We start from the raw sequence: 26,277 nt of genomic DNA, 5'->3' as shown, positions 1-26,277 counted from the left end.
CCAACCGCCATGGTCGATGCTGGAAGGAGCGACGGGGCTAGTCGCATGTCGGAAACACGTTCGTCGCGGTCAACCAGTTCAGATCCCATCGACGAGGCGATGAGCGTCACATCGTCGGCCGGCTGGCTTCAATTGGGCGCCGTCGGCGCCATCGTCCTGATCGCCTTCACCTGGGCGGCCTTGGTCGACGTGCCGATCAAGATCAAGACGCGCGGCATGATCCAGAGTGTCCACGGCGTCGCGGAAATCACCATCGCCAACCGGGGCCGCATCATCGAAATGGACGTCCATCCGGGCGACCGCATCGACAAGGGCGACGTGGTCGCGGAGATCAGCCAACCTGAAATGGAAACCCAGTTGGCCATCCGGGAATCCCAACTGCGGGAGTCGCAGCTGCGGGAACAATCGCTGCTGGCATTTCGCCAGCGGTCCGACGCGGCGCAGAATTCCAGCGCTGCCGCCCGCATCAAGGCGGCGGAGGAACGTGTTCGCCTGTTGACCGAACGTCAGCAGGTGATGCGGCAGCATGAAGGCAACCTGGTGGACCTGCAGAAGGAAGGGTTCGTTTCCAAAGACGTGGTGCTGCGCAGCCAAGGCGAATTGGTGAGCACGGCGGAACAACTGGCGGCGGCCCAGGCGGAAATCGTCAACGCCCGCAACGAACTCAACATTGTCGGCGTCCAGGGGGACAAGGAACTGTTGGGGGTCCGGGAGGAGATCGCCCGGGCCCGGGAGGAGATCGAACATACCCGCGCCTTGCTGCAACAAAGCCGCAAGGTGCTGAGCCCCTTCACCGGCACGGTGATCGAGGTGCGGTACGGACCCGGCGAATTCGTCGAGGCGGGATCACCCCTGGTGGCCCTGGAAGGACACGATCCGTCCCGCCCCCATGAGCAGGGCCCCCTCATCGCCGTCGCCTTCGCCCCCCAGGACAACGGCAAGGAGATTGACGAGGACACCGAGGTCGACATCGCGCCGTCGGGCATTTCCAGCAACGAATACGGCTTCATCGTCGGCAAGGTGCTGTCCATCTCCAACGCGCCGGCCAGCTCGATCGGCATGCAGCGCACCCTGCGCAACGACCAGTTGGTGCGCCAGCTGACACAGCACGGCGCGCCCTTCCAGGTCGTCGTCGCCCTGACCGCCGCGAATACACCGTCGGGCTATGCCTGGACCTCTTCCAAGGGACCGGACGAGGAAATCGACGGGGGCACCCCCTGCGAGGTGCATTTCATCACCCGGAAAAAGCGCCTGCTGGGCCTGGTGATCCCGCCCTTCGCCCGGCTGTTCGCCCAATGAAAATCGCACGCACCCCCGTTTTCCAGCAGATGGAGCGCGCGGAATGCGGCGCCGCCTGCCTGGGCGCCATCCTGGGCCATCACGGCCGTTGGGTGGCGCTGGAACAGTTGCGCCTGGACTGCGGCGTTTCCCGTGACGGCAGCCGGGCCAGCAACATCCTCAAAGCGGCCCGGCATCACGGCCTGAAGGCTGACGGCTACAACGTCGACGCCCGGCGGGCGCGCGGCACGGCCACCCCGTTCATCGCCTTCTGGAAGCAAAGCCATTTCCTGGTGGTGGAGGGATTCAGCGGGGCCAAGGTCCACGTCAACGACCCGGCCATCGGACGGCGCGCCCTGGGCCGGCGCGAATTCGAGGAGAGCTTTTCCGGCGTCGTCCTGACCTTCAAGCCTGGCCCCGATTTCCGTCCCGGCGGCGTCCGGCCGTCATTGATGGCGGGCGTGCGGCGGCGCTTCCGGCAATCCCGGCAAGCCATCCTGTTCATCGCCCTGGTCAGCCTGGCGATGGCCCTGCCCGCCCTGCTGGCCCCCAATTTCAGCAAGCTGTTCGTCGATTACTACCTGGTCAAGCGTTATGAGGACTGGCTGGTCCCGCTGCTGGGCGCCCTGGTCGCCACGGCGCTGCTGCAAGGCGGACTGACTTGGCTGCAGCAGACCTATCTGCTGCGCCTGGAAACCAGGATCTCGGTGACGTCGACCAGCGCCGTTATCCGCCGTCTCGTCTCGCTTCCCATCGCCTTCTTCAACCAACGCAGCCCCAGCGAGCTGGCGGTGCGTGGCACTCAGACCGAAGGCCTGGCCATGCTGCTGGCCAGCGGTCTGGGCGCCAGCATCCTGGCCCTGCCGTCGCTGCTGCTGTTCGCGGGACTGATGACCTATTACGACGCCGGACTAGGCCTGCTGGCCCTGTCGTTCGCGGCCCTGGACTTCGCCGTCCTGGGCGCACTGGCGCGGACACTGGCCGAGCGCAACCAGGCGGTCATGATCCAACAGACCAAGATCACGGCCGCGGCCGCCGGGGGCCTGCGCATGATCGCGGATTATAAGGCCAACGGCGGCGAAAACCTGCTGTTCACCCGTATCACCGGCCTGAAGGCGCGGCAGGAGAGCCTGAACGCCGCCTTCGCGCCCCCCCGCTATCTGCTGCAGTCCATCCCCGTGGGCATGAACGGCCTCGCCATGGCGGCGCTGTTGACGCTGGGCGGGCTGAAGGTCATGGCGGGTGACGTCAGCGTGGGCGTGCTGGTGGCATTTCAGGCCTTGCTCGGCGCCTTCATGGGCCCGGTGTCCCAACTGGTGGGCCAGGGGCAGCAACTGCAGACCGCCCAGGCCTATATCACCCAGATCGATGACACCATGCGGCAGCCGGTCAGCCCCGAATTCGCCGACGCCCGCCAAACGCGGGGGGTCGAGGCCGCCCCCCTGTCAGGCGCGGTGCGGTTACGCGGGGTCTCCTTCGGCTACAGCCGGCTGGAACCGCCGTTGATCCACGATGTCGACCTGGCGATCGCGCCCGGCGAATGGGTGGCGGTGGTGGGGCGCAGCGGCAGCGGCAAGTCAACCTTGGCCAGGCTGGTCGCGGGCATGGAGTTCCCCTGGTCCGGCGAGGTGCTGCTGGATGATCGTCCGTTGCCCACCCTGCCCCGCACGGTGCTGCGCAACTCGGTGGCGGTGGTGGACCAGGCCATCGTCATCTTCGAAGGCACGGTGCGCGACAACATCGCGCTGTGGGACCCCACCCTGACAGATGAGACCATCATCGACGCCGCCAGGCTGATCGGCGTCCATGACCGCATCGTGGGCCGCCCCGGCGGCTACCACGCCAGGCTGAGCGAGGACGGCGCCAATCTCAGCGGCGGTGAAAAGGCGCTGATCGACCTGGCCCGGGCCGTCGCCACGCGCCCCTCGATCCTGGTGCTGGACGAGGCGACGGCCGCGCTGGACGCGGTGACGGAGGATCAGGTGATGCTGAACCTGCGCGCGCTGGGCTGCACCGGGCTGATCATCGCCCATCGCCTGAGCGCCGTGCGCGACGCCGACCGCATCGTGGTGATGGAGGAAGGCCGCATCGCCGATATCGGCACCCACGCGGAACTGCTGGCCCGCAGCCCACACTATCAGAGCCTGGTGGGCCAGGCATGAACGCGCCGGTCGGCAATTCCATCGATCTCGGCCGATGCGCCAGCCCGTGGGCGGTGGAGGAAGGGGCGGTCCACGTCTTCGCCACGCGGCGGCGGCCGGCGGCATCGGCGGCGCCGCGACGACTGCTGTTCACCGTGACGGCGCCCGGCATACTCCTGCCCATGCCCGGGGATCCCGCCCTGGTCATAACCGCCGCGCCCATGCCCGGCAGCCGGCTGACGGATTTGGCACCGGCGCGCCTCTGGGCCGATCCCCAGGCGGACGGCGTGCTGGATCGCTGGGTCGAGGGTTGGCTGGAGGCATGCGCTCGGCCTATCGCGCACCGGCCCGGCCGCGACCTGGTCGCCGGCGACGGACCACGGGCCGACCTGCCGCCAGGCCGTATCCTGAACGCGGACCGGAAACTGGTCTGGCTGCGGTCGCTCAGCGGCGAAGGCGTGCTGTTGGACAGCGAACCGGTGGGCGGCCCCGGCCTCACGCTGGTGCCCCTGGCCGGGGCCGCCTGGCTGCGGTCCTTCAGCGACATGCACCTGCGCCCCGTCGCGACGGCCCGGCTGATCGCCGAGGGCGAGATGCCGGGCGCCATCGCGGCCTTCCACGGCGCGGCCTTGCGCGCGTTGGCCCTGGCCCTGGATCTGGCACGGGTGGATGAAGCCACGCGCTGGGATCTGCAAGCCGACCGGCTGACCAGCGACATTAGCCGCGTGATGGGCGACCTCGGCCGCATGATCGGCGCCATCGCCCCGGAGCGGGGATCGGGGGACACGCATCAGGATCTGCTTACGGCCGTTCACGCCGTATCGACCCGCGTCGGCATCCGGGCCCAGTCCCCCTCTTCCATCAGCGACGACGAGGCCGACCAGGGCGCGTCGCTGGATCGGATCCTGGACGCTTCCGGGCTGCGCGCCCGCAGGCTGTTCCTGACGGACGGCTGGTGGCGCAAGGGGGTGGGCGATTTCGTGGCCTACCATCGGGACACGGGCGCCCCTCGTGCCGTGCTGGACCGGGGGGGTAAGGGCCAGGTGCTGCTGGAACCGGCAACCGGCCGGCGGCGCAAGGTGACGCCGGACCTGGCCGCCACCCTTTCGCCCGACGCGTACGCCCTATACCAGCCCCTACCCGACACGCGGATCACCATGACCACCCTGTACCTATTCGGGCTGCAGGGCGCGCGCGGGGATTTGCTGACCATCCTGCTGGCGACGGCGCTGGGATCCTGCGTCAGCGGCCTGCCGGCCATCGGCTCGAAACTGATCTTCGAGACCCTGGTCCCCCAGCATTTCGCGGGCCTGCTGCTGCAGGTGGGCCTGGCGCTGGCCCTGGTGGCGGCCTGCCGCTCGATCTTCACCTATGCCAGCTTCATCGCCTTCGCCCGCATCCGCGCCCGGGCGTCGGCCCGACTGAAGGCGGCGCTGTGGGACCGCGTGCTGCGCCAGAACATGACCTTCCTGTCGCGTTTCCAGGCCCCGGACCTGACGATGCGGGTGGTCACCCTGGAAAACATCGTCCATGCCACGCACACCCTGGCCCACCAGTCGCTGGCGGTCCTGCTGATGCTGGCGGTGAACCTCGGCACGCTGTTCTGGCTGGCCCCGGGACCGGCCGGTGCCGCCGCCGGCCTGATCGCCCTGTTCGGCGCCGCCATCGGGCTGGGCGCCTGGGGCCAGAAACTGTCCTTCAAGAAGGGCGAGCAGTCCGAAGGTTCGGTCTCGACCTTCGTCCACGCCCTGACCAACGGCGTACGCAAGCTGCGCCTGGCCGGAGCGGAGGAACGCGCCTTCGTCAAATGGGGCGACCGTTTCACCCGGTCGCGCATGAAGCTGGTCAATCTGCGGCGCGTGACCAACCTGTTCAACGGTTTCGCCGCCGGCTATGAGTTCCTGGCCCTGGCCGCGGTGCTGACGGCGGCGGCCCTGATGCCGGCGGAGTCGATGCCGGTGGGCACCTTCTTCGCCTTCATCATCGCCTTCCAGACCTGCATGTCGGCCATGGCCAACATGGGCCGGCAGGTGATGAACGTCGCCTTCCAGTTCGCTTCCATCCCCTATGGCCAGCCCATCCTGGACGCGGCGCCAGAACGCGAGGCCAGGAAGGCCAACCCCGGCCGGCTGTCGGGCGCGGTGGAACTGTCCGGCATCACCCACCGCTATGGCCCCGATGGCGAGCCCGTGCTGCGCAACCTTGACCTTTCGGTGCGGCCCGGTGAATTCGTGGCCATCGTGGGCCCCACCGGCTGTGGCAAGTCCACCCTCGTGAAGCTGTTGCTTGGGCTGGAACGGCCGGCCGCCGGCGCCGTCCTCTATGACCAGCGCGACCTGGCCGGCCTGGATGCGGGCGCCGTCCGCCATCAGATCGGCACCGTGCTGCAGCGGACCCAGCTGCCGCCCGGCAGCATCCACGATGTCATCCGCGCCGACGGCGCCGCCAGCCTGGACGAGACGTGGGCGGCGGCCGTCCAGGCCGGCCTAGGCCCGGACATCGAGGCCATGCCCATGGGCATGCACACCGCCGTGCCGGAGGGAGCGCACGGCTTTTCGGGCGGGCAGCTGCAACGCCTGGCCATCGCCCGGGCCATCGTGCGCAAGCCGGCCATCCTGATCCTGGATGAGGCGACCAGCGCGCTGGACAACCTCACGCAGGCGGAGGTCACGCGCAACTTGGCCGCCCTGTCCTGCACCCGGATCGTCATCGCCCACCGGCTCAGCACCATCACGGGCGCCGACCGCATCATCGTCCTGGACGGGGGAAAGGTGGCGGAGGCCGGGACCTACACCGAATTGGCCCAGGCCGGCGGCCTTTTCGCCGCCATGGCCGCGCGACAGCAACTGCACTGACCACGAGGGGGAGCATCATGGCAAGCGAACCGCAGTCCGAAGCCACCGAGACCAAGCCGATGAGCGAAGGCCAGCTCGACCATGTGGTCGGTGGCCTCGGCCTCGGCGGACCGGGGATCAGCCTCGATCGGTCGAAGCTCTCGTTGGACCTGGGTGCCCTTGACCCGGCCCCGTTGGATGCCGCGAGGCCATTGACCGGGGGCAGTTCGGTCGCCACCGATGATCCCAGGGCCGACCTGACGTCCATAGAAAACGTCCTGGCCGGGAATTTCCGCAGCATCGTCGCCCTGGGCGGCAGCGACGGAACCGCCGCCCTGAACACCGCGGTCGGGCGGGCGGCCACCAGCTTCCAGATGGCCGGCTTCGACGCCGACACGGCCAAGGCCATGGCCTGGACCAGCGCCTACGACCAGATGTCCAAGGGGGCCGGCAGCGCCTTCGACGCCTATCCGGCGGCCAAGGCGACCATCCTTTCGCATTCCGACGACATCGCCAAGGGCATCGGCGCCGCCGTCAGCCTCACCGGCGACCTGGCCGGCGCGTTGACCAAGACGACGGACATGCTGGCCAGCGCCGGTTCGAAGCTGAGCGGCCAGGCGCTGCAGGCCGTCCTGGACAAGGGCGGCAGCGCCCTGGAGTACGGCCTGGACTTCGCCTCCCGGACCCGCCAAGGCAAGGCGGTGATGGGGGTCATCAATGACCCGGGCAACGTCGAATCCTGGAAGAACCTGTGGGCGCAGGCGGCCCTATCCTCGTCCATGCCCAAGCTGGCGACGCCCATCAACGTCCTGTGCTACTTCGTCGAGAATGGCGCCATGGCCAAGGTGTTCGGCAACGACGCGCCAGGCGAGGTGAAGCAGGTGGCCGGCGCGATCCGGGCCACCATATCCGGCCTGCAGGACACCTTCCTGGCCGGTTACAAATCCGGTTACATCGGCTTGGCCGGCAACACCGCGACCATGCTGTTCGAGGCCGGCAAGAACATCGCCGACCTGGGCAAGGCGATGTATTCCGGCGACACCGGCGCCATGAAGGCGGCGGCCCTGTCCTTGGTCAGCGACCTGTTCCATGACTACAAGAACATGCTCAAGGACTATTACTACGACACGCCCAAGGTGGTGGTCGAATACCTGGGCAAGACGCTGTCCACCACCATGGACAAGCTGGGCGCCACCGCCGTCGCCACCGAGGCCGCCGCCGTCACCGCCCAGGCGATGAAGGACTTCGGCGACCTGGCGAAGAACGGCACGCTCGAGGCCGTGAGCGTCATCGGCGACTTCGCCAAAAGCGGCGTCCACGGCGCCGCCGACGTGGCCGAGGACCTGGCAAGGCACGGCATCAAGGGCGCCATGGACGTGGTGTCCGACCTGGCAGCCAACGGCAAGGTCGCCATGGGCACCATCGAGAACCTGGTGCGGGCCGGCGCCAGCGGCGCGGCGGAGGCGCTGGAAAGTTTGGCCAAGCGGGGCATCGACGGCGCCGTCACCGGCGTCGAGCACATGGTGAAGGAGGGCAAGATCGCCCTCGGCGTGCTGGAGAACCTGGCATCGACCGGCGCCAAGGAAGCGGTGGGGGCCATCGAGAACCTGGCCAGGCAGGGTGTCAGCGGGGCCAGCACCGCCATCGAGGGCCTGGCCCGGCAAGGGGTGGCCGGCGCCATCGACGCCGCCGAACACCTGGTCAAGGGTGGCCAGATGGCCATCGACACCCTGGAGAATTTGGCCAGGAGCGGCGTCAGCGGCGCCTTGAGCGCCATCGACCATCTGGCCCGCGCCGGCTCGCGCGAGGCGGTCGCCACGCTGGGCAACCTGGCCATCGGTGGATTGACGGCGGCAGCCCTGCCGCTGGTGGAGCTGGCCAAGCTGGGCATCCTGCCCGACGCGGTGACACAGGCCGTGGAACGGATCCTGACCAACGCGCCGCAGATGGTGGTCGACGGCCTGGTGAACGAGGCCAAACGCTACGCCAACACGGTGGAGGGGGCGGCCCAGATCATCGCCGCCGGTGTCGCCCACGGCAGCACCGCGGCCTTCAACGCCGCGGCCGATCTGGCCAAGACCGCCACCGAGGCGGTTCGCGGCCACCTGGTGGATGGCCTGATCACGGCGGCCAATTCAGGCGGTGCCCTGGCGGCGCAGGCCGCGGCCGAGCTTGGCAGTATCACCCTGCTGGGCGGCCAGGCGGCGTTCAAAGCCTTTGACGAGCTGTTGACAATGAGCCGGAAAGGCGGAGCGATCGCGGAAGCCGCCGTTGGCGCCATCGCCGACGTGGCCAACTCGGGCGCCGTCCACGCCCAAACCGCTATTCATACCCTGGGAGAAGTCGCCAGATGGAGCACCGCCGGATATGAGCGGGCGGCGCACGCCCTGACCACTGTGGCGTTGGGCGGCGGCCAATACGCCAGCTATGCGGTCGATGGCCTGAAGATTGCCGCCCAGTGGGGCAGCGAAGCTGCGATGGACGCTCTTTCGAAGATCGGTCGGGAAGCGCAAAGCCTGTCCAGTATCGCGAAATCGGCCGTTGACGGCTTGCGGACCGCCGCAACCATTGGCTGGGATTATGCCGAAAATACCATCCGATCACTGGCCAGCAGCGGCGTCCATTATGCATACAAGGCGCTTAAAAGTGCCGAGAACTTCTTCCGGCAGGTCGGCAGTTGGATCGAGGTCAAGATGAACCCCACCAGATGGTAATGATGGCCATCCCCGCCCATCTGATGGTCCGCCTGGCCGACGGCCTGGCTGTGGGGCAGGCCGCCCGGTTCCTCCCCATCTCGTCCGGGTTCGGGTTCGAGCTGGGCTTGGACGGCGGCTGGGCGCGGGGTGTCGACATCTCGGTGCGGATCGAGCGCGAGGATGGTTCCCACCGGCTGCTGCGGGGGGCGCCACCGCTGGCGGCGGCCATCTGCCGGGCCTGGGAAGGCGCTGGCGATGACCTGGCCGGCCGGCTGGCCCCGGCGATCGACACGGTTTGGCTGGAATACGATGCCCCAGAGGCCGATCGACCCTGGACCCCCAGCCTCGCCTTCTGCCGCCTGACCCCGGCGTTCAACCGGCTGGGAACCGGCAAGGCGCTGGCGGTCGTGGCCCGGCTGCATGATCTGGCCGGATATGATTGGGACGCGGCGGCGGAGCGGAGGTTCCTGGCCCTGCGCGCGGCGGGCCCGTTGCGCCATATTGGCTTCCCCATTGGCCGGAAAAGCCGCGCCGTCCGGCTGTGCTTCTCCATCGGCATGGGTGATCCCGCCGCCGCCCTTGACCGGGCCGGCCTGAGGGGGCGCGGGCCGGATTCGCTTCGCGTCCTGCAGGGTCTGGCGCCCGACGGATGCGAGACGGTGCTGCACCTCGACATCGCGGGCGCCGACATCGGCCCGCGCACCGGCCTGGAGGTGATGCCGATCCGCCCCGGGGCCTGGAAGCCCTTGCTGGATGGCCTGGTGGCATGCGGCCTGTGCCGCGCCGACCAGGCGGCGCTGATCCGGGGCTGGCCCGGCGCGCCGGCCGGCCTCTGGAATCCGCTGGCCCCCCTGTCACGCCGCCTTCCAGACCCCGGCCGCTGGCCGGCCTGCTGGGAAAAGGCCGTCATCGTGCGCCGCGCCAGCCATGTGAAACTCGTCAGCGAACCAGGGGAAGCATTGACCGTGAAGGCGTATCTGTTCGCCGGCCTGCTTTGGAACCATTGGCGCGTGCGGGGTGCGGCATGAAGATCACCGAAACCGTCATCGACCATGTGCCCGTGGTCGCGCTGGAAGGACGCTTGGACAGCGCCACCGTCACCGCCTGCGCGGATCGGCTGCTGGCGCTGGCGAATGACGGGCGAGCCGCCCTGGTCCTCGACCTCGCCAGCGTGAGCCACGTCAGCGGCGCCGGCCTGCGCTGTCTTGTGCTGGTCGAGCGTTTCACCCGGTTCCGCCGCATCGCCTTCCGGGTCTGCGGCCTGCGCGACCTATGCGCGGAAATGGTGGCGCTGGGCGGCCTGACGGCGCAGTTCCATCCCCAGCCGGACGCGTGGGCGGCGGTGCGGAGCCTGGGTCGATGAAGGCCATCATCCCCGGCGCCTTCTTGCTGCTGACCGCCTGTTCCATCGGTGACGACTACGTTCGGCCGGACACGCCACAACCGACAGCCTGGAGAACCAGGCTGGATGCGGGGCCGGGCTGGCCCTCGACCGGCTGGTGGACACGCTTCAACACGTCATCGCTGGATGCTCTCATGGCGGCGGCCGAGGGTGCCAACCTGGACGTCGCCGCCGCCACCGCCCGCGTGCGCCAAGCCGATGACACGGTGCGCGCCACCGGCGCCAGCCTCTTGCCCTCGGTCAACGGTACCGCCGGCGCCAGCCGCGCCCGCTCCCCCTTCGGCGCGTCGGCCGGCACCGCCGTGTCCCAGGCGCCCGTGGCCAACAGCTTCAACCTCGGCCTCAGCATCAGCTATGACCTGGACCTGTGGGGCAAGAACCGCGCCGCCCAGGAAGCGGCGGCGGCGGCCGCGTTTCAGAGCCGCTTCGACCTGCGCAGTGTGCAGCTCAACATCCAAGCCAATGTCGCGGGCACGTTGTTCGACCTCATTGGCACCCAGGACCGCCTGGCCGTTGCCCGCGACGCCTTGGCGGGGGCGGAGCGCATCCTCACGGCCATCCGACGCCAACGGCAAGGCGGCATGGCCACCGCCTTGGATGAAACCCAGCAGGAAAGCCAAGTGGAAAGCCAACGTGCCGCCATTCCCCCCCTGGAGCGGCAACGGGAACAGGATCGTGATACCCTGGCCCTGCTGGTGGGACGCCTGGGGGAGGATGTGCCACTGCCCACCGGATCCCTGGCGGACATCGCGCTGCCCGTCATCATGCCGGGATTGCCCTCCGATCTGCTGGCCCGCCGGCCGGACGTGGGATCCGCCGAACAGCAGCTGGTTGCGGCCCATGCCGATATCACTGTGGCCAGGGCGCAGCTGTTTCCCGACATCACCCTGACGGGCTCGGCCGGATTCCAGAGCTTGGCGCTACGCTCCCTGGTCCATCACACCAGTCTGGTCGAATCCCTGGGCGCTTCGGTCGTGCAGGCCGTCTTCGATGGCGACCGGCTGGAAGCCCAGGTCGACTATGCCCGGGACAAGCGCGCCGAGATGCTGGCCGGTTATCGCAAGACGGTGCTGGCCGCCTTCCTGGACGTGGAAAACGCCTTGGTCGCCCTGCAAAAAAGCGCGGAGGAGAAACAGGCGCTGCAGGCCTATGCCGACAAGGCCGTCAAGGCCAACGAAATCTCGCAACGCCTGCTGCTGAACGGCACGATCGATATTGTGACGGTGCTGAACACCCAGCGCACCAGCTATAGCGCACGGGACGGGCTGGTCCAGGCCCGCTTGGCCCATCTGCAAGCCGTCCTGGGCCTCTACCGCGCCATGGGCGGAGGCTGGGACACTCCGGCGGCCGAGGATTGACCCAATTTAGCCTGCACCACGCGCCCTCGCACATTGGCTGCCAATATTTATCATCTTGCGAACCACGCTGGCGTGGTACGTCATGGTGACACACGCCGATCCACAAATCTGGCGCCCAAATAGCCAAAGCGATCAATCCCTTGGGTCTCGGTCGGCGCCCCCCCTACAGGGGACGCCACATCTCCAGCGTTTGGGCTGGATTTTGCGGGACGGTTACGGGGCAGTCCACCTCGCGGAACACGGCGAGGAGCCCGCCCGCCATGGCCACCATCATCCCCAGAGAGAATCGCGAAGGCCAGGTCATCGGCTACCAGGCCAAGGTCCGCCGCATCGGCCACAAGCCCGTCTCCAAGACCTTCGAGAAGAAAAAGGACGCCGAGCGCTGGGCCAAATCCGTCGAGAACCGACATGGATCGCCGCGTCTTCCTCGACCACAGCCAGGCCGACAGCACCACCCTGGGGGCCCTCCTCCGCCGCTACCGCGAAGAGGTCACGCCGGCCAAGCGGGGTGCCGTGCAGGAGGCCGGCCACCTCATCGTCGTCGAGGATGACGAAATCTGTCTGCGACGGCTCAGCGCCCTCTCCCCTCAGGATATCGCCAGCTACCGCGATCGTATGCTGGCCTGCGACTACGCGCCGGCCACCGTGGTGCGGCGGATCAACCTGATCGCCACGGCCATCGCCCATGGCCGGCGGGAATGGGGCATGCACCTCCCATCCAATCCCGCCGAAGCGAAGCTGACCGCCCGCCCCAAGGGATCCGACCGCAAGCGGGAACGGCGCCTGCAGCCCGCCAGGGTCGAGGTGACGCACCAACGTGATCCGGATACCGGCGCCGAGGCTGAGCTAAGCCACCACATCCCCGCCGAGGAGGAACGCCTGATGGCGGGACTGGCCGCCAGCAAGCACGGCGCCTGGCTGGTGCCCATGGCCAAGTTGGCGCTGGAAACGGCCGCGCGACAGGGGGAGATCTGTGCACTGGACTGGAGCGACATGGATCTAGCGAAACGCGTCATGACCATCCGCGGCCTGTCGGGCGACGGCTCCAAGAACGGTGAAATCCGCAAGGTGCCGCTGTCCACCGCGGCGGTGGACGCCCTCCGCTCCTTCCCCTCTTACGGAAACAAGAATGGGCCCGTGGTGGGAGAAGACCAGAGGCTGCTGAAAGTGACCTTTGGCCGCGTTGTTGACCGCGCCGGCATCGCGGACCTGACGTTCCACGACCTGCGCCACGAGGCCACCAGCCGGCTGGCCAAGATCTACACCAACCCACTGGAGCTGATGCGCGTCACTGGTCACAAGACGTTATCGATGCTGGCCAGGTATTATCACGCGGACGCCGAGGAACTGGCGCAACGGCTTGCTTGAGGCAGGCGCGCATGGCGCCGCTGCACAGCGAGGAAGGCAGTGAACCGGCGTTCGGCGGCCATGAACGGTTGTTCATGCGCTATGAACCGTCGTTCATCACCAGATTATAGGTCGCGCCACCGGCACAGGGTGTAGGGACGCATCCGCCGGATCGAACCTAGCAAGTCGTGAAAGAACCTTTGCTTCCCAGCCGGCACTGGCGGCGGCGACCCGCCGCTGGCACAGGTCCGCTCATGGGCGCGGTCGACTTAGAACGAACCGCAAATCCGCGAATCCCGGTTCAATTCCTGGCCTAGGTCTTTTGCTGTAAATCAGCGCGCATGTTGAGCGGCCCAAAGGTTGCGCAAAGCGGCGCATAATCCTGCGCAATTCGGCGCATAGACGCCCTGTACCTTCGCGAAATGGCGCAAACAAAGCTCCAGGATAACGCGTCACGCTACTTCGAGCGTCGGGGGCAAGGCCGGCCAGTCCAAGGCGCCCACGGCTTCTGTGGCTGGCCCAACCCTATTTTCCGACAGTTTGAGCGCGTCGCTGAACTGCGGTGCCATGACCCGCCTCGCGTCGAGGCGATTGGAATGTAATCAGCATGCAGATTGGCGGCCGATCGGCGCGGTATCCCTCTGATTTTATAGATGTCGATGGGTTCATTTGATCGCGCCGATTTACAGTCAACGGCTCTCGAGGCCAGGCCAATTATGAGGATCGAACTGCGCGGATCTCCATCTCGGCAGGAGGCGTCGTTACGAGGCCAGGTACGTTGAAGCAGACTGATCAGGGCTGGGCTGTCAAACCACCTGTGGACGGCACGCACCATGCGTCCACGCTGAGTGGAGCGTCTAGATCTGCGCAAAGCCACCATCTGCCTGGATGTCAGCGCCGGTGATGAAGCTGGCCGCGTCCGAAGCGAGGAAGGCGACGACCTGAGCGATCTCCTCTGCTTTGCCAACGCGGCCGAGCGGCACGTAGTTGGCCAGCGCCGCCAGATAGGAGTCGCCGGACACCCCGGCCGGAGCACCGCCCTTGAGACCTGACGTTTCGATAGGGCCTGGACTGACAACGTTCACGCGGATGGCGCGGGGCTTCAGATCGGCAACCCAGGTTCGCGCCAACGAGCGGATTGCGGCTTTGGTCGCGGCGTACACGCTGCCAGCGGGAAGCCCTTTTTGGGCGACCACGGACGACGTTAAGATCACGGACGCACCATCGCTAAGCAGGGGCAGAGCCTTCTGAACGGTGAAGATCGTGCCTTTCACGTTCACAGTGAGCAGCCGGTCAACTGCCTCCTCGGTGATGGCGCCGAGCGGCGCCTTTTCCAGGATCCCGGCGTTGGCAAACAATATGTCCAGCCGGCCTTCCTTAGAGCGAACGGTCTCGAAAAGCCGATCGAGATCCGACAAACGAGAAACGTCAGCTTGCACTGCTGTCGCGGCGCCATCGATCCCGGCGACGGCTTTGTCCAGTTCGGCTTGACGACGGCCGGTGATGAACACCGTTGCACCTTCGGCCGCCAAGCGCTTTGCCGTTGCTAAGCCGATGCCGCTGCTGCCACCAGTGACGACGGCGATTTTGTCTTTCAGCAGATCAGTCATATGAACACCTTGCTTCTGGGAAGGGGGGCGCCGCACTTCAGATCGTGAAGTCGCCGTCGACATTCAGGATGGCGCCATTGATGAAGCCGTCCTCCGGCCCGGCCACGAAAGAGATCATCGCGGCTATCTCCTTGGGGCTTGCCGTAGACCCGCCCCGGTGATGAGCGCGCTGCGATAGGGAACCGCTTTCACGGGACCACCGTCGGACTGGTGTTTGGAACGAGCGGTGGCTCGGGAGCTTCGTGTTCGACCAAGAACGGGTCGGCCTTAATAGCGAGTATCTCACCGAGCCACAGTGCATCGGAGAGGTGGTCGCGCCTGGGATGGCGAGTGTTGGGATGGATAAGGATGGCCAAGCCATGCCGATTCAGCATCAGCCAAGGCACGACACGGGCGAAGTCGTCCGGCGCGAAGGCGACCTGATACATCGGCCTCGCGTGCGGCCCGATCGGCTCGTCCCACCAGCGACCCATGACGACGGAAAAGCGCTCGGCAATCCGCTCGCGTAGGGTTTTGGCGATGTTGGCCTGCTCGGGCCCATCGAAGTAGATGTGAGCGTGATAACTCTGGACAGTGTCGATTGATACAATCGCCATTGAGGCGAAGCTCCCGCTGGGTACGGAGGACGCCGAGACCGTTATGGTCTCGAACATCCCTCCAATCTGGTGGAAGCGCTGGCGCGTCCGAAGACCGCGCCAGCTTCGTGAGGTCAGGCTACCGAGACCTTGGGTGCGTCGAACTCATTGATCTTGCCGCCGGTGTAGCCCGGGCGGGCACCTTCCAGGACGTTGTAGGGGAAAGCGACCGGCAGCGCGCTCACCTGATCGAGGCGAGCGATCTGCTCGGCCGACAAGGCGACCTTCGCGGCGGCCAGGTTGGAGTTGAGCTGCTCAATGGTGCGCGGGCCGATGATCGGCAGCGTGCCCTTCGAGGCTACCCAAGCTATGGCGACCTCGCCCGGGGCGGCACCCAGCTCCTTGGCGATTTCAATCAGCGTGTCGAGGATCGCCGTGCGCTGCGGCGAGTTCTCCTGCTGGAAGATGTTGCCGCCCATGGCCTCCTTGCGACCGGTCTCGCCCTGGCGATACTTGCCGGTGAGCAAGCCGCCGCCGAGCGGTGACCAGGTGACCATGCCGAGGCCGAGCGACTGGCCGGCAGCGAGCAGTTCCGGCTCGCTCGTGCGGGCGACCAGGCTGTGCTCGAACTGGAGGGCGGTGATCGGAGCCGCACCCCGCAGTTCAGCGATCGTCACAGCGCGCGACGCGCGCCAAGCCGGAAAGTTCGACAGGCCGGCGTATAAGACTTTGCCCTGGCGAACGAGATCGTCGAAGCCGCGCACGATCTCTTCGGCCGGTGTGACGCCATCGGACATGTGGATGAACAGGATATCGATGTAGTCGGTCTTGAGGCGCTTCAGGCTGTCCTCGACGGAGACGACCATCGCCTTGCGGCTGTTGCCAGTGACGAGGATGCCGCCCTTTGCGCCGGCCGGCATCGTGTACTTGGTAGCGACCACAAAGTCGTCGCGGCGGCCGGTCAGCGCATCGCCGATGATCTCTTCCGATTGACCGCCCTGGTAGACGCCGGCCGTGTCGATGAAGTTACCGCCGGCATCGGCATAGGCATCGATGATACGGCGCGATTCGTCGCGCTCTTGGCCGTAGCCCCAGCCCGTACCGAACATGCCGGTACCGAGCACCAACTCGGAGACCCTCAGACCGGTGTGCTGGCCGAAAAGTTTGTAACGCATTGCCTATATCTCCGCTGTTGCCATATTAATAGCGTTCGCTATGAAAACGCTGCCCGCTGTCTAATTGACTTTGATAGAGCACGCAACTAAAAAATCTCAGTGCCGCGTACCGCGCAAAACCGCCGGGCCGCGAGGAGATCAAGCCCGGAACTCACCACGCCGCAGCTCCTCAGCCTTTCTCCGGAGCTTAGCCGTGGTGTGTTGCGCATCCCCGCTTCGCTTCGAGTGGGATGGCAAGGGAGACAAAGGCCCGGCGTTTAAAATTCAATTGATTTTAATACCGAACGCAATCAAATTGAAGCTGCTTGGATCAGGAGACTGGAGATGCGTGTGTCGAAGGAGAAGGCGGCCGAGAACCGGGTCGCACTCCTTGAAGCGGCGAGCCGGCTAATTCGTGAGCGCGGCATAGACGGCGTTGGCGTGGCGGAAATCGCGAAGGAGGCGGGCCTGACCCAGGGGGCGCTCTATGCGCACTTCTCTTCGAAAGAGGAGTTGGTGGCCGAAGCCTTCTCACATGGCTTCGCGGGCAACATGGCCGAGACTAGGGTTTGGGCCGGTGACCGACGCCCGCCGTTCGAGGAATATCTCGACGGATTGCTCTCGACATATATGCGCGACCGATTGGGAACGGGCTGCCCGATGGCGGCCTCCGCCAGTGAAGTCGGGCGACAGGGTTGCTCGGTTAGCGCCAGCTTCACACGCGCATTCAACGAGCAGTTCGCGCTTCTTGAAGACTCTCTTGAAGGCTCAATCCCCGCGGCTCAGCGGCGGCGCCTTGCCATTGCAGCCGTCGCCGCTGAAATAGGCGCGATCGCCGTGTCACGAGCGATCGCAAAGACGGATCCCGCGCAAGCGGACGAGGTGCTGCGAGCCGTACGAGAAACGCTGGGTGCGGCTCACAAGGTAGAAAAAGCCGGACTGGATAGACTGTTTGGGCCGCCGAACCGTGAACAGAGTTAGTGTGTAGTCGGCGCGCGGGGTGGACGCTGACCGGCATAGCAACTGTATGATTTATTGACATCCCTGGCCGAGTCCGGCGATGCGCCGCCTATTGGCGCTCAACTCGGTGCTGCGCCGCGACCATCTCACCTGAACCATGCCCAGCCTGCCTAGCCGGAAGAAATCCAGCTGGGCAGGCTGGTGCTCGATCAGAACTGCGACAGGCCTCCATCGACCACAAGTTCGGTGCCCGTGACGTAGGCGCTGTCTGCGCTCGCCAGGAAAAGCGCCGCACGGGCGATCTCATCGGCCTCGCCGAAGCGCTGGAGCGGCACCTGACGTTCGCCCCCCTTCGCGAATTCCTTCAACTCCTGCTGGCTCAGCCCGAGCTTGCCGGCGAACGGCGTGCTGATCGGGCCGGGGCGTACGTCCCGCTGAGCTGGTCACGTAGACGCCGGCGTGGGCGAGCCTCCAAGACTGGTCTCGTCCTCAATCACACCCGGGCCAGGTATCGTCTCCGCACGCCCCGTATAAGCTGTAAAAGCAACATCACCTTCAACGGGAAAAGACAGGACAAAAGCCACACTCTCACCGGCGCCTTCGGACCGCAATTCGCCCGCCAACTGGCCGGCAATCGCCTGCAGCAATCGCAGTCCGAATCCTCCCGCCCCTTTGCCCATCGTCCCGGTCGGCAGACTGCCCGCGTTTGCCACGGTCAGGGTACAGCGACACCCTTCCGCCTTCAGCGTGACCTTGATGCCACCGTTCGCTTGCCCATGCTTCAGGGCATTGGTCAGCATTTCGTTGGCGGCGAGGGCCAGCGGCATGGCTTGGCCGACCGGCAGCAGGATAGGGGCGACGTCCAGTTCCATCCGCTCCGGCGTCACCATCATGGCGTCCGCCAGATCACGGCATTGGGCATGAAGAAAGTCCGCCACGTTCACGGTGGTCCCATCCGGCGACCGATGGAGACGCTGATAGGCCATGGCCATGGACCTGACCCGCCCGGCCGCTTCGGTCAGGGTCTGTCGGGCATCCGTGTCGGTCAAGGTCCGCGCCGGCCGATCGATCAAGGTTCCCAGAATTTGCAGGTTGTTCATCATGCGATGCGACAGCTCGCTGTGAAGCATGTCCTTGCGGGCGATCGCCTGCTCCAGGTGTTCGGCCATTTCATTGAACACCGTGGCCAGCCCGGCGAACTCGCCTCGGCCCACCACTCTAGCGCGAGTGGAAAGATTTCCCGCGCGCCAAGCCTTGGCGGCCGCAGCCAGCGTGTCGATGGGACGCCGCACAAGATGGGTCCCCATAAGCCATGCCACCAGCATGGCCGCCGCAAAACCCAAACCATTGATGAGCGACGATCGCAACGTCGCGCGGTTCAAGGCGGCGTAGATGGCGTCCCGGCCCTCGGCGACACCGATGTAGAAGCCTTCCGGCCCCAGAGTGGAGGGGACATATCCCACCAGCCGGGGAACGCCGTCCATCGTCTTGGTCGTCTCCAGCACGCCCCGCTGATTGGACCATTGGATCTCCTCGATGCTGGATTTCGCAGAGGTTCCGCGGAATTTCTCATTGCCGGGCAGACGCACCACCACGGTGCCCGTCCGGTCCGCCAGCGTCAAAGTGTGATCGGTCGTCCATTCTCCGGTCGCGGAAAAATGCCTGGCGAGCCAGTCCGCATTCAGGGAGATGAGCATCACCCCCACCAAGTTTCCATCACGGCCAGCATAAGGTAAGGCAAGTTGGACAGACGGCTTTCCCGTAACCCGGCCGGTAACCAATTCGCCGACGGAAAACCGGCCCGTCTTGATGGCCTGATTGAAATAGGAACGGTCCGCGACGTTTAGGAGGCGGCCAGCGGAACCTTCAAGGCCCGAGCACCAGACTTGGCCTGTGAGGTCCGCCACGACGATATTGTCATAGCCTGCGTGCACCCTCATCGCCTGCCGCGCCATTGCACCGCAGTCGACAATGTCATGGTCCTGGACCTGAGGGAGGCTTGTCAACATAGCCAGGACTTGACGGCCACCGTCGAATATCGCGGCAAGATCGGTCGCCACCAAATCGGCCTGTCGCGAGACACCCAAACGCGCCTCGTCCGTCCGGGCGTGGCGCAATGCGGTCTCATTGTATATTTCGGCCGTAATAGCCGGCAATGCCGCCACGGCGGCTAGGATAAGAAGACAACTCGTAAGTGACATGGGTGGTCTGCCCCTTAAGGAGCGGCATGATGTCACTATTATCCCAAGCCGCATCAAATATTCTGGCTTAAGCCATGGAGGCATAACCCCGTAGTCCTCAGGGGCACTTTGCTCTCCCGAAGGCGAAGTTTGCGTCCCCCTGCAGATGGCTGCCTTCCCGCCCACCAGATTGCTCAAATGGGCCAGCGTGTAAATCGGCGAGATCAAATGACCCCGCCGACTTCAGTAGAATCAAACAGATACCGCGCCGATCGGCATCCAAACTTCACGCCAATTAACACGTGACTGCGGTGACGAGCCACCTCACCTCGGACAAACATCCGGCCTTACACCGGATGTCGGTCGGGCGCGCCGCTGACGCACGCGGCTGCGCGAGGGACCGCGTGCGTCAGCGCGAACCTGCTCCTCAGGATCTTTGCGCAATCGAGGACGACGAACGGGCCATGGGCCCGCCTCATGCTGTTTTCCGTGCAGTCGATACGTCTCGGTCTTCCGCGACCTCACGCTCAAGCGCGAGAAGCGCCTGCTCGACCTCCTCGGTCGCATGATCGATCAGGTATTTGCTCCAGGCCCAATTGATTAGGATTAAGCGCTTGGCGTCAAGCGACAGCGTGCGATCGTGGACCACATCCAGTGGAGACCCCCAGGCTTCGGAGCCCGAAGGGTTGTTGCCGTTTGCGGCGCCATCGATCGCGTGCCCATAGCTGTCCTGAAGGCCTTTCAGGCCAAGCTTCTTCAGCGTCGCGTCGGAGAAGGCACGCGCTGAAGGCGTCGCACATCGCTTGCGATCCGCCGCGCCGCCGGCGGATTGAACCGTGTAGCGGAGACCCTGCCGCTCGGCGTACCGAATGGCCGCCTCCCGCGTCGGGAAGTTGAGCTCGACCTGGGTCAGTGTATCGTCGCCGCCCGTCCAACCCATCAACGGCTCGATGCCGGGCGCTGTGCGCCGCTCGAACGTCAGCCGCCAGCCCCGCGTCCGGGCCCCACCGGACGTCATGACCGACCGGGATGGCTTGTAGATCCGGGCGACCGCATCGTCCGGAAACCACGAGCGCCCCATTGTAAACGGCGCGCATTGGCTGTCGTTGGAGGGCCATGACGCGGTTACGTAAGTCGTTCCTCTTTTCTCTGCCTGCCTGATAGGTTCCTGCATCATCGTTCACCCCTCCCCGATTGGCGAAGGACGCGGGCCGGCGGCACCTGACGCGGCCGCCGGCCCGACTCATCAGCTCTTGATCGCGATGCGCTTCACTTGCGACTGCGCCTTCGCGCTCTTGGGAAGCACGATGTTCAGTACGCCGTTCTTGAAACGCGCGTCGATCTTGTCTTCCTCGACCTCGACCCCAAGCGGGACGCGGCGCTCGAAGTGGCCGTAGAAGCGCTCAGAGAACTGCTTGTCCTCCGTTTCGGAGCGCTTCTCGCCCTTCAGCGTTAGCACGCCGTCGTTGAGCAGCACTTCGATGTCCTTTTCCTCCAGGCCGGGAATCTCGGCCGTCACCTTGATCTCCTTGTCGGTCTCAGAGATCTCGACGCTCGGCCAAGCCCCGTTGAAGGTCGACAGCGAGCCGAACGTCGGCAGACGTCGGTCAAAGCCACGGAAGACGTCGTCGAATAGCCGGTTCACCTCGCGATGCAGCGAGAGGAAGTGGTTGCGATCGTCGTCTCTGAAGGCCGCGGGGACCTGATTGCTGGAGCGGCCCCATGGGATCAGATCACGGACACTCATGGTTACCTCCTTTCTGTTCTTGACAGGTTGCAAAGCCATCCCACCGGCACCGGCATGCCGGCCGGCGCCTTGCGGAAATCGCTCACGGGATTGCCTTTAGGCGGCCAGCTTCTTCGCCTCGATCCGCTGGGTCTCGACCTTCGGCAGCGCTTCGCCCGAGGCGATGGCGATGCGGCGCGGCTTCATCTCTTCGGGAAGCTCGCGCTTCAGGTCGATGGTCAGCACCCCGTTCACCAGGCTCGCGCCCACGACCTTTACGTGATCGGCAAGCTCGAAACGGCGCTGGAAGGCGCGGGCGGCAATACCTCGGTGCAGGTACTCGCCATTCTCCCCGCCTTCATCGGACTTCCGCCCCGCAACCATCAGCATGTCCTGCTCCTGCGTGATGGTCAGGTCGTTCTCCGTGAATCCGGCCACCGCCATGTTGACGCGGTAGTCGTCCTCACCGAGCTTGACGATGTCGTAGGATGGCCAGTTGTCGATCGGCGCAAGGCGGCTCGTGTATTCGAGCGCGTCCAGCATCCGGTCGAAGCCGACGCTCGATCGGAACAGTGGAGCAAAGTCGAAAGTGGTTCTCATAGCCATATCCTCCATTGAGCAACGTGGATACGAGTTATCTCCAGTCGCCAGGCGTTTCGCACCCGCTCAACCGGCCGGCCCCTTCTGGCGACCAGCGTTTTCGATTTAGGTCAGCCAATGTAGCGCTTCAAGAGGCCCCTGGCCTTCAGGCCTGATCAAGGGACGATGGATGGGGTGAGTTCGCTTTGGCTCTTGTACCGGCCGCCAACCCGCAGCCAGGACGCACGTCAGATTGTTCCACCCCATCACCCTGATCCCATGCTGGGATAGCCAAGGGCGACGCCATCTTGGTTGCCATCCCATACATCGTCCAACGTCGTCAGCGACTCTACCTGCGCGTCCGTCAACCCGCCGAAGCGAAGCTGACCGCTCGCCCCAAGGGTGCCGATCGTAAGCGCGAGCGGCGCCTGCAGCCCGCCAGGGTCGAGGTGACGCACCAACGCGATCCGGATACCGGCGCTGAGGCTGAGCTAAGCCACCACATCCCCGCCGAGGAGGAACGCCTGATGGCGGGACTGGCCGCCAGCAAGCACGGAGCCTGGCTGGTGCCCATGGCCCAGCTGGCGCTGGAAACGGCCGCGCGACAGGGGGAAATCTGCGCACTGGATTGGGCCGACGTGGACCTGGCGAAGCGCGTCATGACCATTCGCGGCCTGTCGGGCGACGGCTCCAAGAACGGCGAAATCCGCAAGGTGCCGCTGTCCACCGCGGCGGTGGACGCCCTCCGCTCCTTCCCCTCTTACGGAAACAAGAATGGACCCGTGGTGGGAGAAGACCAGAGGCTGCTGAAAGTGACCTTTGGCCGCGTTGTTGACCGCGCCGGCATCGCGGACCTGACGTTCCACGACCTGCGCCACGAGGCCACCAGCCGGCTGGCCAAGATCTACACCAACCCACTGGAGCTGATGCGCGTCACTGGTCACAAGACGTTATCGATGCTGGCCAGGTATTATCACGCGGACGCCGAGGAACTGGCGCAACGGCTGGCTTAGGCAGGCGCGCATGGCGCTGTCGTGCCGCTAAGGGACAGTGAACCTGCGTTCGACAGCCGTGAACGGCTGTTCTGGGCTGTGAACCACCGTTCATCATCAGATTTATGGGCCACGACCCGACGCATGGTGTAGGGGCGCATCCTCCAGGCCTGCTTCAGTGCCGATCCGCGGCAGACGGCGTCATCCTGGATGTCCGGCCATGAAGTTCAGGATCAGGCGCGCGATCTCGTCCGTCTGTTCGTCGAGCGCGAAGTGCCCGGCATCCAGCAGGTGGATCTCCGCGTCGGGAAGGTCTTTCTTGAACGCCGTGGCACCCGGCGCGATGAACGACGGATCGTTGGCGCCCCACGCGACGAGGGTCGGAGGCTTATGCTCGCGGAGCCATGCCTGCCACTGCGGGTAGGCCGCAACGTTGGTCCGATAATCGTAGAGCAATGCCGATTGGATTTCGCGCTGGCCAGGCTTTGAGAGGTGCGTGAACTCGTCCGTCCAGGTATCCGGATTGTAGCGCTCCGGATGGGTGCTCCCCGCTGTGTGACGCTGCTCCGTCGCCTCGAACGACAGGAAGGCGTCAACCACCTCCGGATGGCCTTCAGGGTCGGCCCAATATTGGGCAATCTTGGACCATTTCGTGCCCAGCCCTTCCTGATAGGCATTGCCGTTCTGGGTGATCAGCGCCTGCAGCCGCTCCGGATGCGCCACCATCATCCGGAATCCCACCGGAGCACCGTAGTCGTGGATGTAGAGGCTGTAGCGGTTGATCGCCAGGCTTGTCAGAAGGTCATTCATCACCCCGGCGAGGTGGTCAAACGTGTAGGCGTAAGCCGACGCCGCTGGCGCATCGCTTTGCCCGAAGCCCGGAAAATCAGGCGCGATCACGTGATAACGAGGGGCCAGCAGAGGGATCAGCGTGTCGAACTCGCGAGACGACGACGGAAAGCCGTGCAGCAGCACGATCGTCGGCGCATTCCTCGGCCCGGCTTCACGATAAAAGATTCCGACGCCGTCAACCTTCACACGGTGATAGCTGGTGGTCGACGCCGTCAATTCCAGCGGTGCCGCGGACGCTGCCGCGGCCATGGTCAGCGTTGCGACGGCAACGGCCGCGGCCCTCAACAGGCGGGCTTTGATGTGAACGAATAATATTCTGGTCATTGTGAACCTCCATGCGACGCATGTTTGGGTCATCGCCGGCGCTCTGGAACCTGAGCGCCCGAGCCAGCGCCATGCCGTTTCAGCGGTTTCAGACGACTTTCGTCTCGCCACCATCGACCCGCAGCGCCGTCCCGGTCATCCAATGGCTTTCCGGCGCGAACAGGAAGGCGACGGCGTTGGCGATATCGTCAGGCTCGCCGTAACGGGCGATGCCCATTTCGGCAGCGAATTTTTCAGTCGCCGCCTCAAGCGGCAGCCCATGCCTGTCGGCGTAACCTCGCAACATGGTCTGCCGGCGGCCGGTCATCACCGAACCCGGCAGGATCGAGTTCACCTGGACGCCATCCTTGATCCCGCTGTCGGCAAAAGCCTTGGCGAGTGCCACGATCGCCGCGTTGATGGTGCCGACCGCCGCAAGCGATGCCTTCGGGGTATAGGCCGATGTGCCCGAGGTGATCGCCACCGAACCCCGCGACGCTTTCAGCGCATCCCACGCCGAGAGAGTCAGGCGACGGGCGGAGTGGAACTTCAGCGCAAGGCCGTCGTCCCACTGTTCGTCGGTCAGAGCGAAGAGGTCCGCCTGGGCAACCGCCCCGGCGATGCAGGCCAACGCATCGATGCGACCGAAGCGCTCAAGCGTGGCCCGGATGACCGACGCACAAGCCTCCGGTGTCCGCAGATCCCGTGAGAGCGCCAGGGGCTCGGCACCCGCCGAGCGAACGATGTCGGCGGTCTCGGCCAGAGTATCGGCCGACCGCGCGACGATGGCGACCGCCTCGAAATCCCGCGCGAGACGGATGGCCGTGGCGCGACCGATGCCCCGGCTCGCGCCCGTGACGATCGCAACGCGGCTCATGACCGAGCCCCTTCCACCGCAAGCGTGTCGATATACTGGCGGAACCGGACGATCAGCCCGTCCCGGACGGTCCACACGTGGGCATAGCGGGCCCGAGCTTCCTTGCCGGTCGTTCCATGGACGCCGGTGAAGTCGCCGAGCGAGACGACGGTGTCGCCATCGACGATGAACTCCGTCGAAACCAGGGAATGCCGCGGCTATTCGGCCACGAGCGGCTTGATGATGCCGTCAACGACACCGACCACGCCGGGGCCCGTGACCTTGTAGTGCCACATGGTGATCCACTCGATGGTCGGAGCGATCAGGTCGATAACACCGGCGATATCGCCGGCGCCGAGCTTTTCGTAGAAGCTGCGAATGGTTTCAGCGGGGTTTTTCATGTCAGTCTCCTGGTGCCGGCCGTAGTGTTGCCGGCTGTTGAGCAAGCCTCGGGCGTCACCGCGGCGACGCCCGGGGTGGGGTCGCGGCTTCAACCGACGTGCTTGACGAGGAATTCGCGCATTGCCGCGCCGATCTCGGCGGCGTGGGTCTCCAGGGCAAAGTGTCCGCTGTCGACGAACCGGACATCGGCCGAGGGGACGTCGCGCTTGAAGGCCTCGGCGCCGGGCGGAATGAAGAACGGGTCGTTCTTGCCCCAGACCGCGAGGACCGGCGGTTGATGCGTGCGCAGATAGGCCTGGATGGTGTCGTACAGCGCGACGTTCCACTGGTAATCGAGGAGCAGGTCGAGCTGGATCTCGTCGTTGCCCGGGCGCGCCAAGTAGAAGTCGTCGAGGTTACGGCCATCCGGCGAGACCAGGCTCGGGTCGGCGACACCGTGCGTATACTGGAACAGGGTCGTTTGCGGCGCAAGGAAGCCACGCAGGGCATCGCGATTGGCTGGGGTCGGATCTTTCCAGTAGGCCTGGATCGGCGCGAAGGCTTCCGACACGCCTTCCAGATACGTGTTGCCGTTCTGCGTGATGATCGCGGTGATGCGCTCGGGGTGCTCGACCGCCAGCCGGAAACCCACCGGCGCGCCATAGTCGAAGACGTAGATCGCGAACTTGGCGAGGCCGATCACCTCGGTGAAACGGCCGATGACCTTGGCGAGGTTCTGGAAGGTGTAATCGAATTTGTCGCGTGACGGCTGCTCCGTCTGCCCGAAACCCGGCAGATCCGGCGCAACGACATGGTATTGGCCGGCGAGCTCCGGGATCAAATCCCTGAACATGTGGCTGGCGCTGGGGAAGCCGTGCAGAAGCAGAACCGTCGGCCGGGTCGCATCGCCGGCTTCCCGGTAAAAGACCTTGAGGCCGTCCACGTCGGTGGTTTTGAATTGAACAGTCATCGCACTTCTCCTTGTTCGAGGGCGTGAGCCAGGGTTCGCCGACGCGCGTCAGCGCCGGCGGTGTTGAATTTCAAATGATTGAG

Annotated in this window: 22 protein-coding genes and 1 pseudogene; 10 read left to right on the top strand and 13 right to left on the bottom strand. The window is 65.5% G+C overall.

The genetic code is table 11. The features are described from left to right. Nucleotides 1-9 precede the first annotated feature (9 nt). The 8 genes from UAA55_RS05555 (at nucleotide 10) to UAA55_RS05520 (ending at nucleotide 13,077) form a co-directional block, all read left to right on the top strand. Complete coding sequence (locus UAA55_RS05555) at nucleotides 10-1,299, top strand: NHLP bacteriocin system secretion protein (RefSeq protein ID WP_322951658.1); 1,290 nt, start codon at nucleotides 10-12, stop codon at nucleotides 1,297-1,299. Further along, nucleotides 1,296-3,440 (top strand): cysteine peptidase family C39 domain-containing protein, encoded by a 2,145-nt coding sequence (locus tag UAA55_RS05550; protein ID WP_322951657.1) that lies wholly within the window; start codon nucleotides 1,296-1,298, stop codon nucleotides 3,438-3,440. The genes UAA55_RS05555 and UAA55_RS05550 overlap by 4 nt, the downstream gene beginning before the upstream one ends. Beyond that, entirely contained in the window at nucleotides 3,437-6,274 is a 2,838-nt protein-coding gene (locus UAA55_RS05545; protein WP_322951656.1) for an ATP-binding cassette domain-containing protein, read from the top strand. Before UAA55_RS05550 ends, UAA55_RS05545 begins: the two co-directional genes overlap by 4 nt. 17 nt (nucleotides 6,275-6,291) lie before the next feature. Beyond that, a complete protein-coding gene (locus UAA55_RS05540; protein ID WP_322951655.1) occupies nucleotides 6,292-8,967 on the top strand; it encodes a hypothetical protein in 2,676 nt (891 codons plus the stop codon). Further along, on the top strand, nucleotides 8,961-9,977 hold the full coding sequence (locus UAA55_RS05535) for a hypothetical protein (protein ID WP_322951654.1): 1,017 nt from the start codon (nucleotides 8,961-8,963) through the stop codon (nucleotides 9,975-9,977). The genes UAA55_RS05540 and UAA55_RS05535 overlap by 7 nt, the downstream gene beginning before the upstream one ends. After that, the gene (locus UAA55_RS05530) at nucleotides 9,974-10,312 is read left to right on the top strand and encodes an STAS domain-containing protein (protein WP_322951653.1); all 339 of its coding nucleotides are present in this window, start codon (nucleotides 9,974-9,976) and stop codon (nucleotides 10,310-10,312) included. The genes UAA55_RS05535 and UAA55_RS05530 overlap by 4 nt, the downstream gene beginning before the upstream one ends. Continuing rightward, nucleotides 10,309-11,709 (top strand): efflux transporter outer membrane subunit, encoded by a 1,401-nt coding sequence (locus UAA55_RS05525; protein ID WP_322951652.1) that lies wholly within the window; start codon nucleotides 10,309-10,311, stop codon nucleotides 11,707-11,709. The genes UAA55_RS05530 and UAA55_RS05525 overlap by 4 nt, the downstream gene beginning before the upstream one ends. A gap of 408 nt (nucleotides 11,710-12,117) precedes the next feature. Then, nucleotides 12,118-13,077: a site-specific integrase gene (locus UAA55_RS05520; protein WP_322951651.1), complete on the top strand. Its 960-nt coding sequence runs from the start codon at nucleotides 12,118-12,120 to the stop codon at nucleotides 13,075-13,077. Nucleotides 13,078-13,913: 836 nt separating this feature from the next. Here the strand turns inward: UAA55_RS05520 and UAA55_RS05515 are convergent. From UAA55_RS05515 to UAA55_RS05505, 3 genes are all read right to left on the bottom strand, one after another. Further along, nucleotides 13,914-14,666: an SDR family NAD(P)-dependent oxidoreductase gene (locus tag UAA55_RS05515; protein ID WP_322951650.1), complete on the bottom strand. Its 753-nt coding sequence runs from the start codon at nucleotides 14,664-14,666 to the stop codon at nucleotides 13,914-13,916. A gap of 188 nt (nucleotides 14,667-14,854) precedes the next feature. Beyond that, nucleotides 14,855-15,319: a DOPA 4,5-dioxygenase family protein gene (locus UAA55_RS05510; RefSeq protein WP_322951649.1), complete on the bottom strand. Its 465-nt coding sequence runs from the start codon at nucleotides 15,317-15,319 to the stop codon at nucleotides 14,855-14,857. Nucleotides 15,320-15,375: 56 nt separating this feature from the next. After that, nucleotides 15,376-16,416, bottom strand: coding sequence for an aldo/keto reductase (locus UAA55_RS05505; RefSeq protein WP_322951648.1), 1,041 nt, complete (start codon nucleotides 16,414-16,416; stop codon nucleotides 15,376-15,378). A gap of 324 nt (nucleotides 16,417-16,740) precedes the next feature. Between UAA55_RS05505 and UAA55_RS05500 the strand changes: the two genes are divergently transcribed. Next, entirely contained in the window at nucleotides 16,741-17,376 is a 636-nt protein-coding gene (locus UAA55_RS05500) for a TetR/AcrR family transcriptional regulator (protein WP_322951647.1), read from the top strand. A gap of 188 nt (nucleotides 17,377-17,564) precedes the next feature. Here the strand turns inward: UAA55_RS05500 and UAA55_RS05495 are convergent. The 5 genes and pseudogenes from UAA55_RS05495 to UAA55_RS05475 all read right to left on the bottom strand — a co-directional run. Then, nucleotides 17,565-17,771: pseudogene (locus UAA55_RS05495) on the bottom strand (SDR family oxidoreductase); the annotation flags it as partial. Nucleotides 17,772-17,798: 27 nt separating this feature from the next. After that, nucleotides 17,799-19,556, bottom strand: a complete 1,758-nt coding sequence (locus UAA55_RS05490; protein WP_322951646.1) for a histidine kinase dimerization/phosphoacceptor domain -containing protein — start codon at nucleotides 19,554-19,556, stop codon at nucleotides 17,799-17,801. A gap of 454 nt (nucleotides 19,557-20,010) precedes the next feature. Then, nucleotides 20,011-20,712, bottom strand: coding sequence for an ETC complex I subunit (locus UAA55_RS05485; protein ID WP_322951645.1), 702 nt, complete (start codon nucleotides 20,710-20,712; stop codon nucleotides 20,011-20,013). A gap of 69 nt (nucleotides 20,713-20,781) precedes the next feature. After that, nucleotides 20,782-21,282, bottom strand: a complete 501-nt coding sequence (locus UAA55_RS05480) for an Hsp20/alpha crystallin family protein (protein ID WP_322951643.1) — start codon at nucleotides 21,280-21,282, stop codon at nucleotides 20,782-20,784. Nucleotides 21,283-21,378: 96 nt separating this feature from the next. After that, nucleotides 21,379-21,861, bottom strand: coding sequence for an Hsp20 family protein (locus tag UAA55_RS05475; protein WP_322951642.1), 483 nt, complete (start codon nucleotides 21,859-21,861; stop codon nucleotides 21,379-21,381). Between the two features lie 287 nt (nucleotides 21,862-22,148). Here UAA55_RS05475 and UAA55_RS05470 point away from each other — a divergent pair, with 287 nt between their 5' ends. Beyond that, nucleotides 22,149-22,853: a site-specific integrase gene (locus UAA55_RS05470; RefSeq protein WP_322951641.1), complete on the top strand. Its 705-nt coding sequence runs from the start codon at nucleotides 22,149-22,151 to the stop codon at nucleotides 22,851-22,853. A 180-nt stretch (nucleotides 22,854-23,033) separates the two neighbouring features. Here the strand turns inward: UAA55_RS05470 and UAA55_RS05465 are convergent, their stop codons facing one another. The 5 genes from UAA55_RS05465 to UAA55_RS05450 form a co-directional block, all read right to left on the bottom strand. Next, nucleotides 23,034-24,008, bottom strand: coding sequence for an alpha/beta fold hydrolase (locus UAA55_RS05465; protein WP_322951640.1), 975 nt, complete (start codon nucleotides 24,006-24,008; stop codon nucleotides 23,034-23,036). An 88-nt stretch (nucleotides 24,009-24,096) separates the two neighbouring features. After that, nucleotides 24,097-24,864 (bottom strand): SDR family oxidoreductase, encoded by a 768-nt coding sequence (locus tag UAA55_RS05460; RefSeq protein ID WP_322951639.1) that lies wholly within the window; start codon nucleotides 24,862-24,864, stop codon nucleotides 24,097-24,099. Next, on the bottom strand, nucleotides 24,861-25,031 hold the full coding sequence (locus UAA55_RS31200; protein ID WP_416235168.1) for a nuclear transport factor 2 family protein: 171 nt from the start codon (nucleotides 25,029-25,031) through the stop codon (nucleotides 24,861-24,863). The genes UAA55_RS05460 and UAA55_RS31200 overlap by 4 nt, the downstream gene beginning before the upstream one ends. A gap of 30 nt (nucleotides 25,032-25,061) precedes the next feature. After that, the gene (locus UAA55_RS05455) at nucleotides 25,062-25,244 is read right to left on the bottom strand and encodes a nuclear transport factor 2-like protein (protein ID WP_322951638.1); all 183 of its coding nucleotides are present in this window, start codon (nucleotides 25,242-25,244) and stop codon (nucleotides 25,062-25,064) included. A gap of 89 nt (nucleotides 25,245-25,333) precedes the next feature. Further along, nucleotides 25,334-26,194: an alpha/beta fold hydrolase gene (locus tag UAA55_RS05450; protein WP_322951637.1), complete on the bottom strand. Its 861-nt coding sequence runs from the start codon at nucleotides 26,192-26,194 to the stop codon at nucleotides 25,334-25,336. Between the last annotated feature and the right edge of the window lie 83 nt (nucleotides 26,195-26,277).

It is taken from the genome of Nitrospirillum guanabarense (genome assembly GCF_034653355.1).
Classification (GTDB): domain Bacteria; phylum Pseudomonadota; class Alphaproteobacteria; order Azospirillales; family Azospirillaceae; genus Nitrospirillum.
The sequence above is the reverse complement of the archived record's forward strand: the minus strand, read 5'-3'. Positions and strand labels throughout refer to the sequence as shown.

Coding starts and splice junctions, on each gene's coding strand:
- UAA55_RS05465 (WP_322951640.1), bottom strand. CDS start 24,008: ATGACCAGAATATTATTCGTTCACATCAAAGCCCGCCTGTTGAGGGCC.
- UAA55_RS05540 (WP_322951655.1), top strand. CDS start 6,292: ATGGCAAGCGAACCGCAGTCCGAAGCCACCGAGACCAAGCCGATGAGC.
- UAA55_RS05485 (WP_322951645.1), bottom strand. CDS start 20,712: ATGATGCAGGAACCTATCAGGCAGGCAGAGAAAAGAGGAACGACTTAC.
- UAA55_RS05460 (WP_322951639.1), bottom strand. CDS start 24,864: ATGAGCCGCGTTGCGATCGTCACGGGCGCGAGCCGGGGCATCGGTCGC.
- UAA55_RS05550 (WP_322951657.1), top strand. CDS start 1,296: ATGAAAATCGCACGCACCCCCGTTTTCCAGCAGATGGAGCGCGCGGAA.
- UAA55_RS05530 (WP_322951653.1), top strand. CDS start 9,974: ATGAAGATCACCGAAACCGTCATCGACCATGTGCCCGTGGTCGCGCTG.
- UAA55_RS05555 (WP_322951658.1), top strand. CDS start 10: ATGGTCGATGCTGGAAGGAGCGACGGGGCTAGTCGCATGTCGGAAACA.
- UAA55_RS05475 (WP_322951642.1), bottom strand. CDS start 21,861: ATGAGAACCACTTTCGACTTTGCTCCACTGTTCCGATCGAGCGTCGGC.
- UAA55_RS05500 (WP_322951647.1), top strand. CDS start 16,741: ATGCGTGTGTCGAAGGAGAAGGCGGCCGAGAACCGGGTCGCACTCCTT.
- UAA55_RS05535 (WP_322951654.1), top strand. CDS start 8,961: ATGGTAATGATGGCCATCCCCGCCCATCTGATGGTCCGCCTGGCCGAC.
- UAA55_RS05510 (WP_322951649.1), bottom strand. CDS start 15,319: ATGTTCGAGACCATAACGGTCTCGGCGTCCTCCGTACCCAGCGGGAGC.
- UAA55_RS05490 (WP_322951646.1), bottom strand. CDS start 19,556: ATGTCACTTACGAGTTGTCTTCTTATCCTAGCCGCCGTGGCGGCATTG.
- UAA55_RS05515 (WP_322951650.1), bottom strand. CDS start 14,666: ATGACTGATCTGCTGAAAGACAAAATCGCCGTCGTCACTGGTGGCAGC.
- UAA55_RS05525 (WP_322951652.1), top strand. CDS start 10,309: ATGAAGGCCATCATCCCCGGCGCCTTCTTGCTGCTGACCGCCTGTTCC.
- UAA55_RS05505 (WP_322951648.1), bottom strand. CDS start 16,416: ATGCGTTACAAACTTTTCGGCCAGCACACCGGTCTGAGGGTCTCCGAG.
- UAA55_RS05480 (WP_322951643.1), bottom strand. CDS start 21,282: ATGAGTGTCCGTGATCTGATCCCATGGGGCCGCTCCAGCAATCAGGTC.
- UAA55_RS05520 (WP_322951651.1), top strand. CDS start 12,118: ATGGATCGCCGCGTCTTCCTCGACCACAGCCAGGCCGACAGCACCACC.
- UAA55_RS05545 (WP_322951656.1), top strand. CDS start 3,437: ATGAACGCGCCGGTCGGCAATTCCATCGATCTCGGCCGATGCGCCAGC.
- UAA55_RS05450 (WP_322951637.1), bottom strand. CDS start 26,194: ATGACTGTTCAATTCAAAACCACCGACGTGGACGGCCTCAAGGTCTTT.
- UAA55_RS05455 (WP_322951638.1), bottom strand. CDS start 25,244: ATGAAAAACCCCGCTGAAACCATTCGCAGCTTCTACGAAAAGCTCGGC.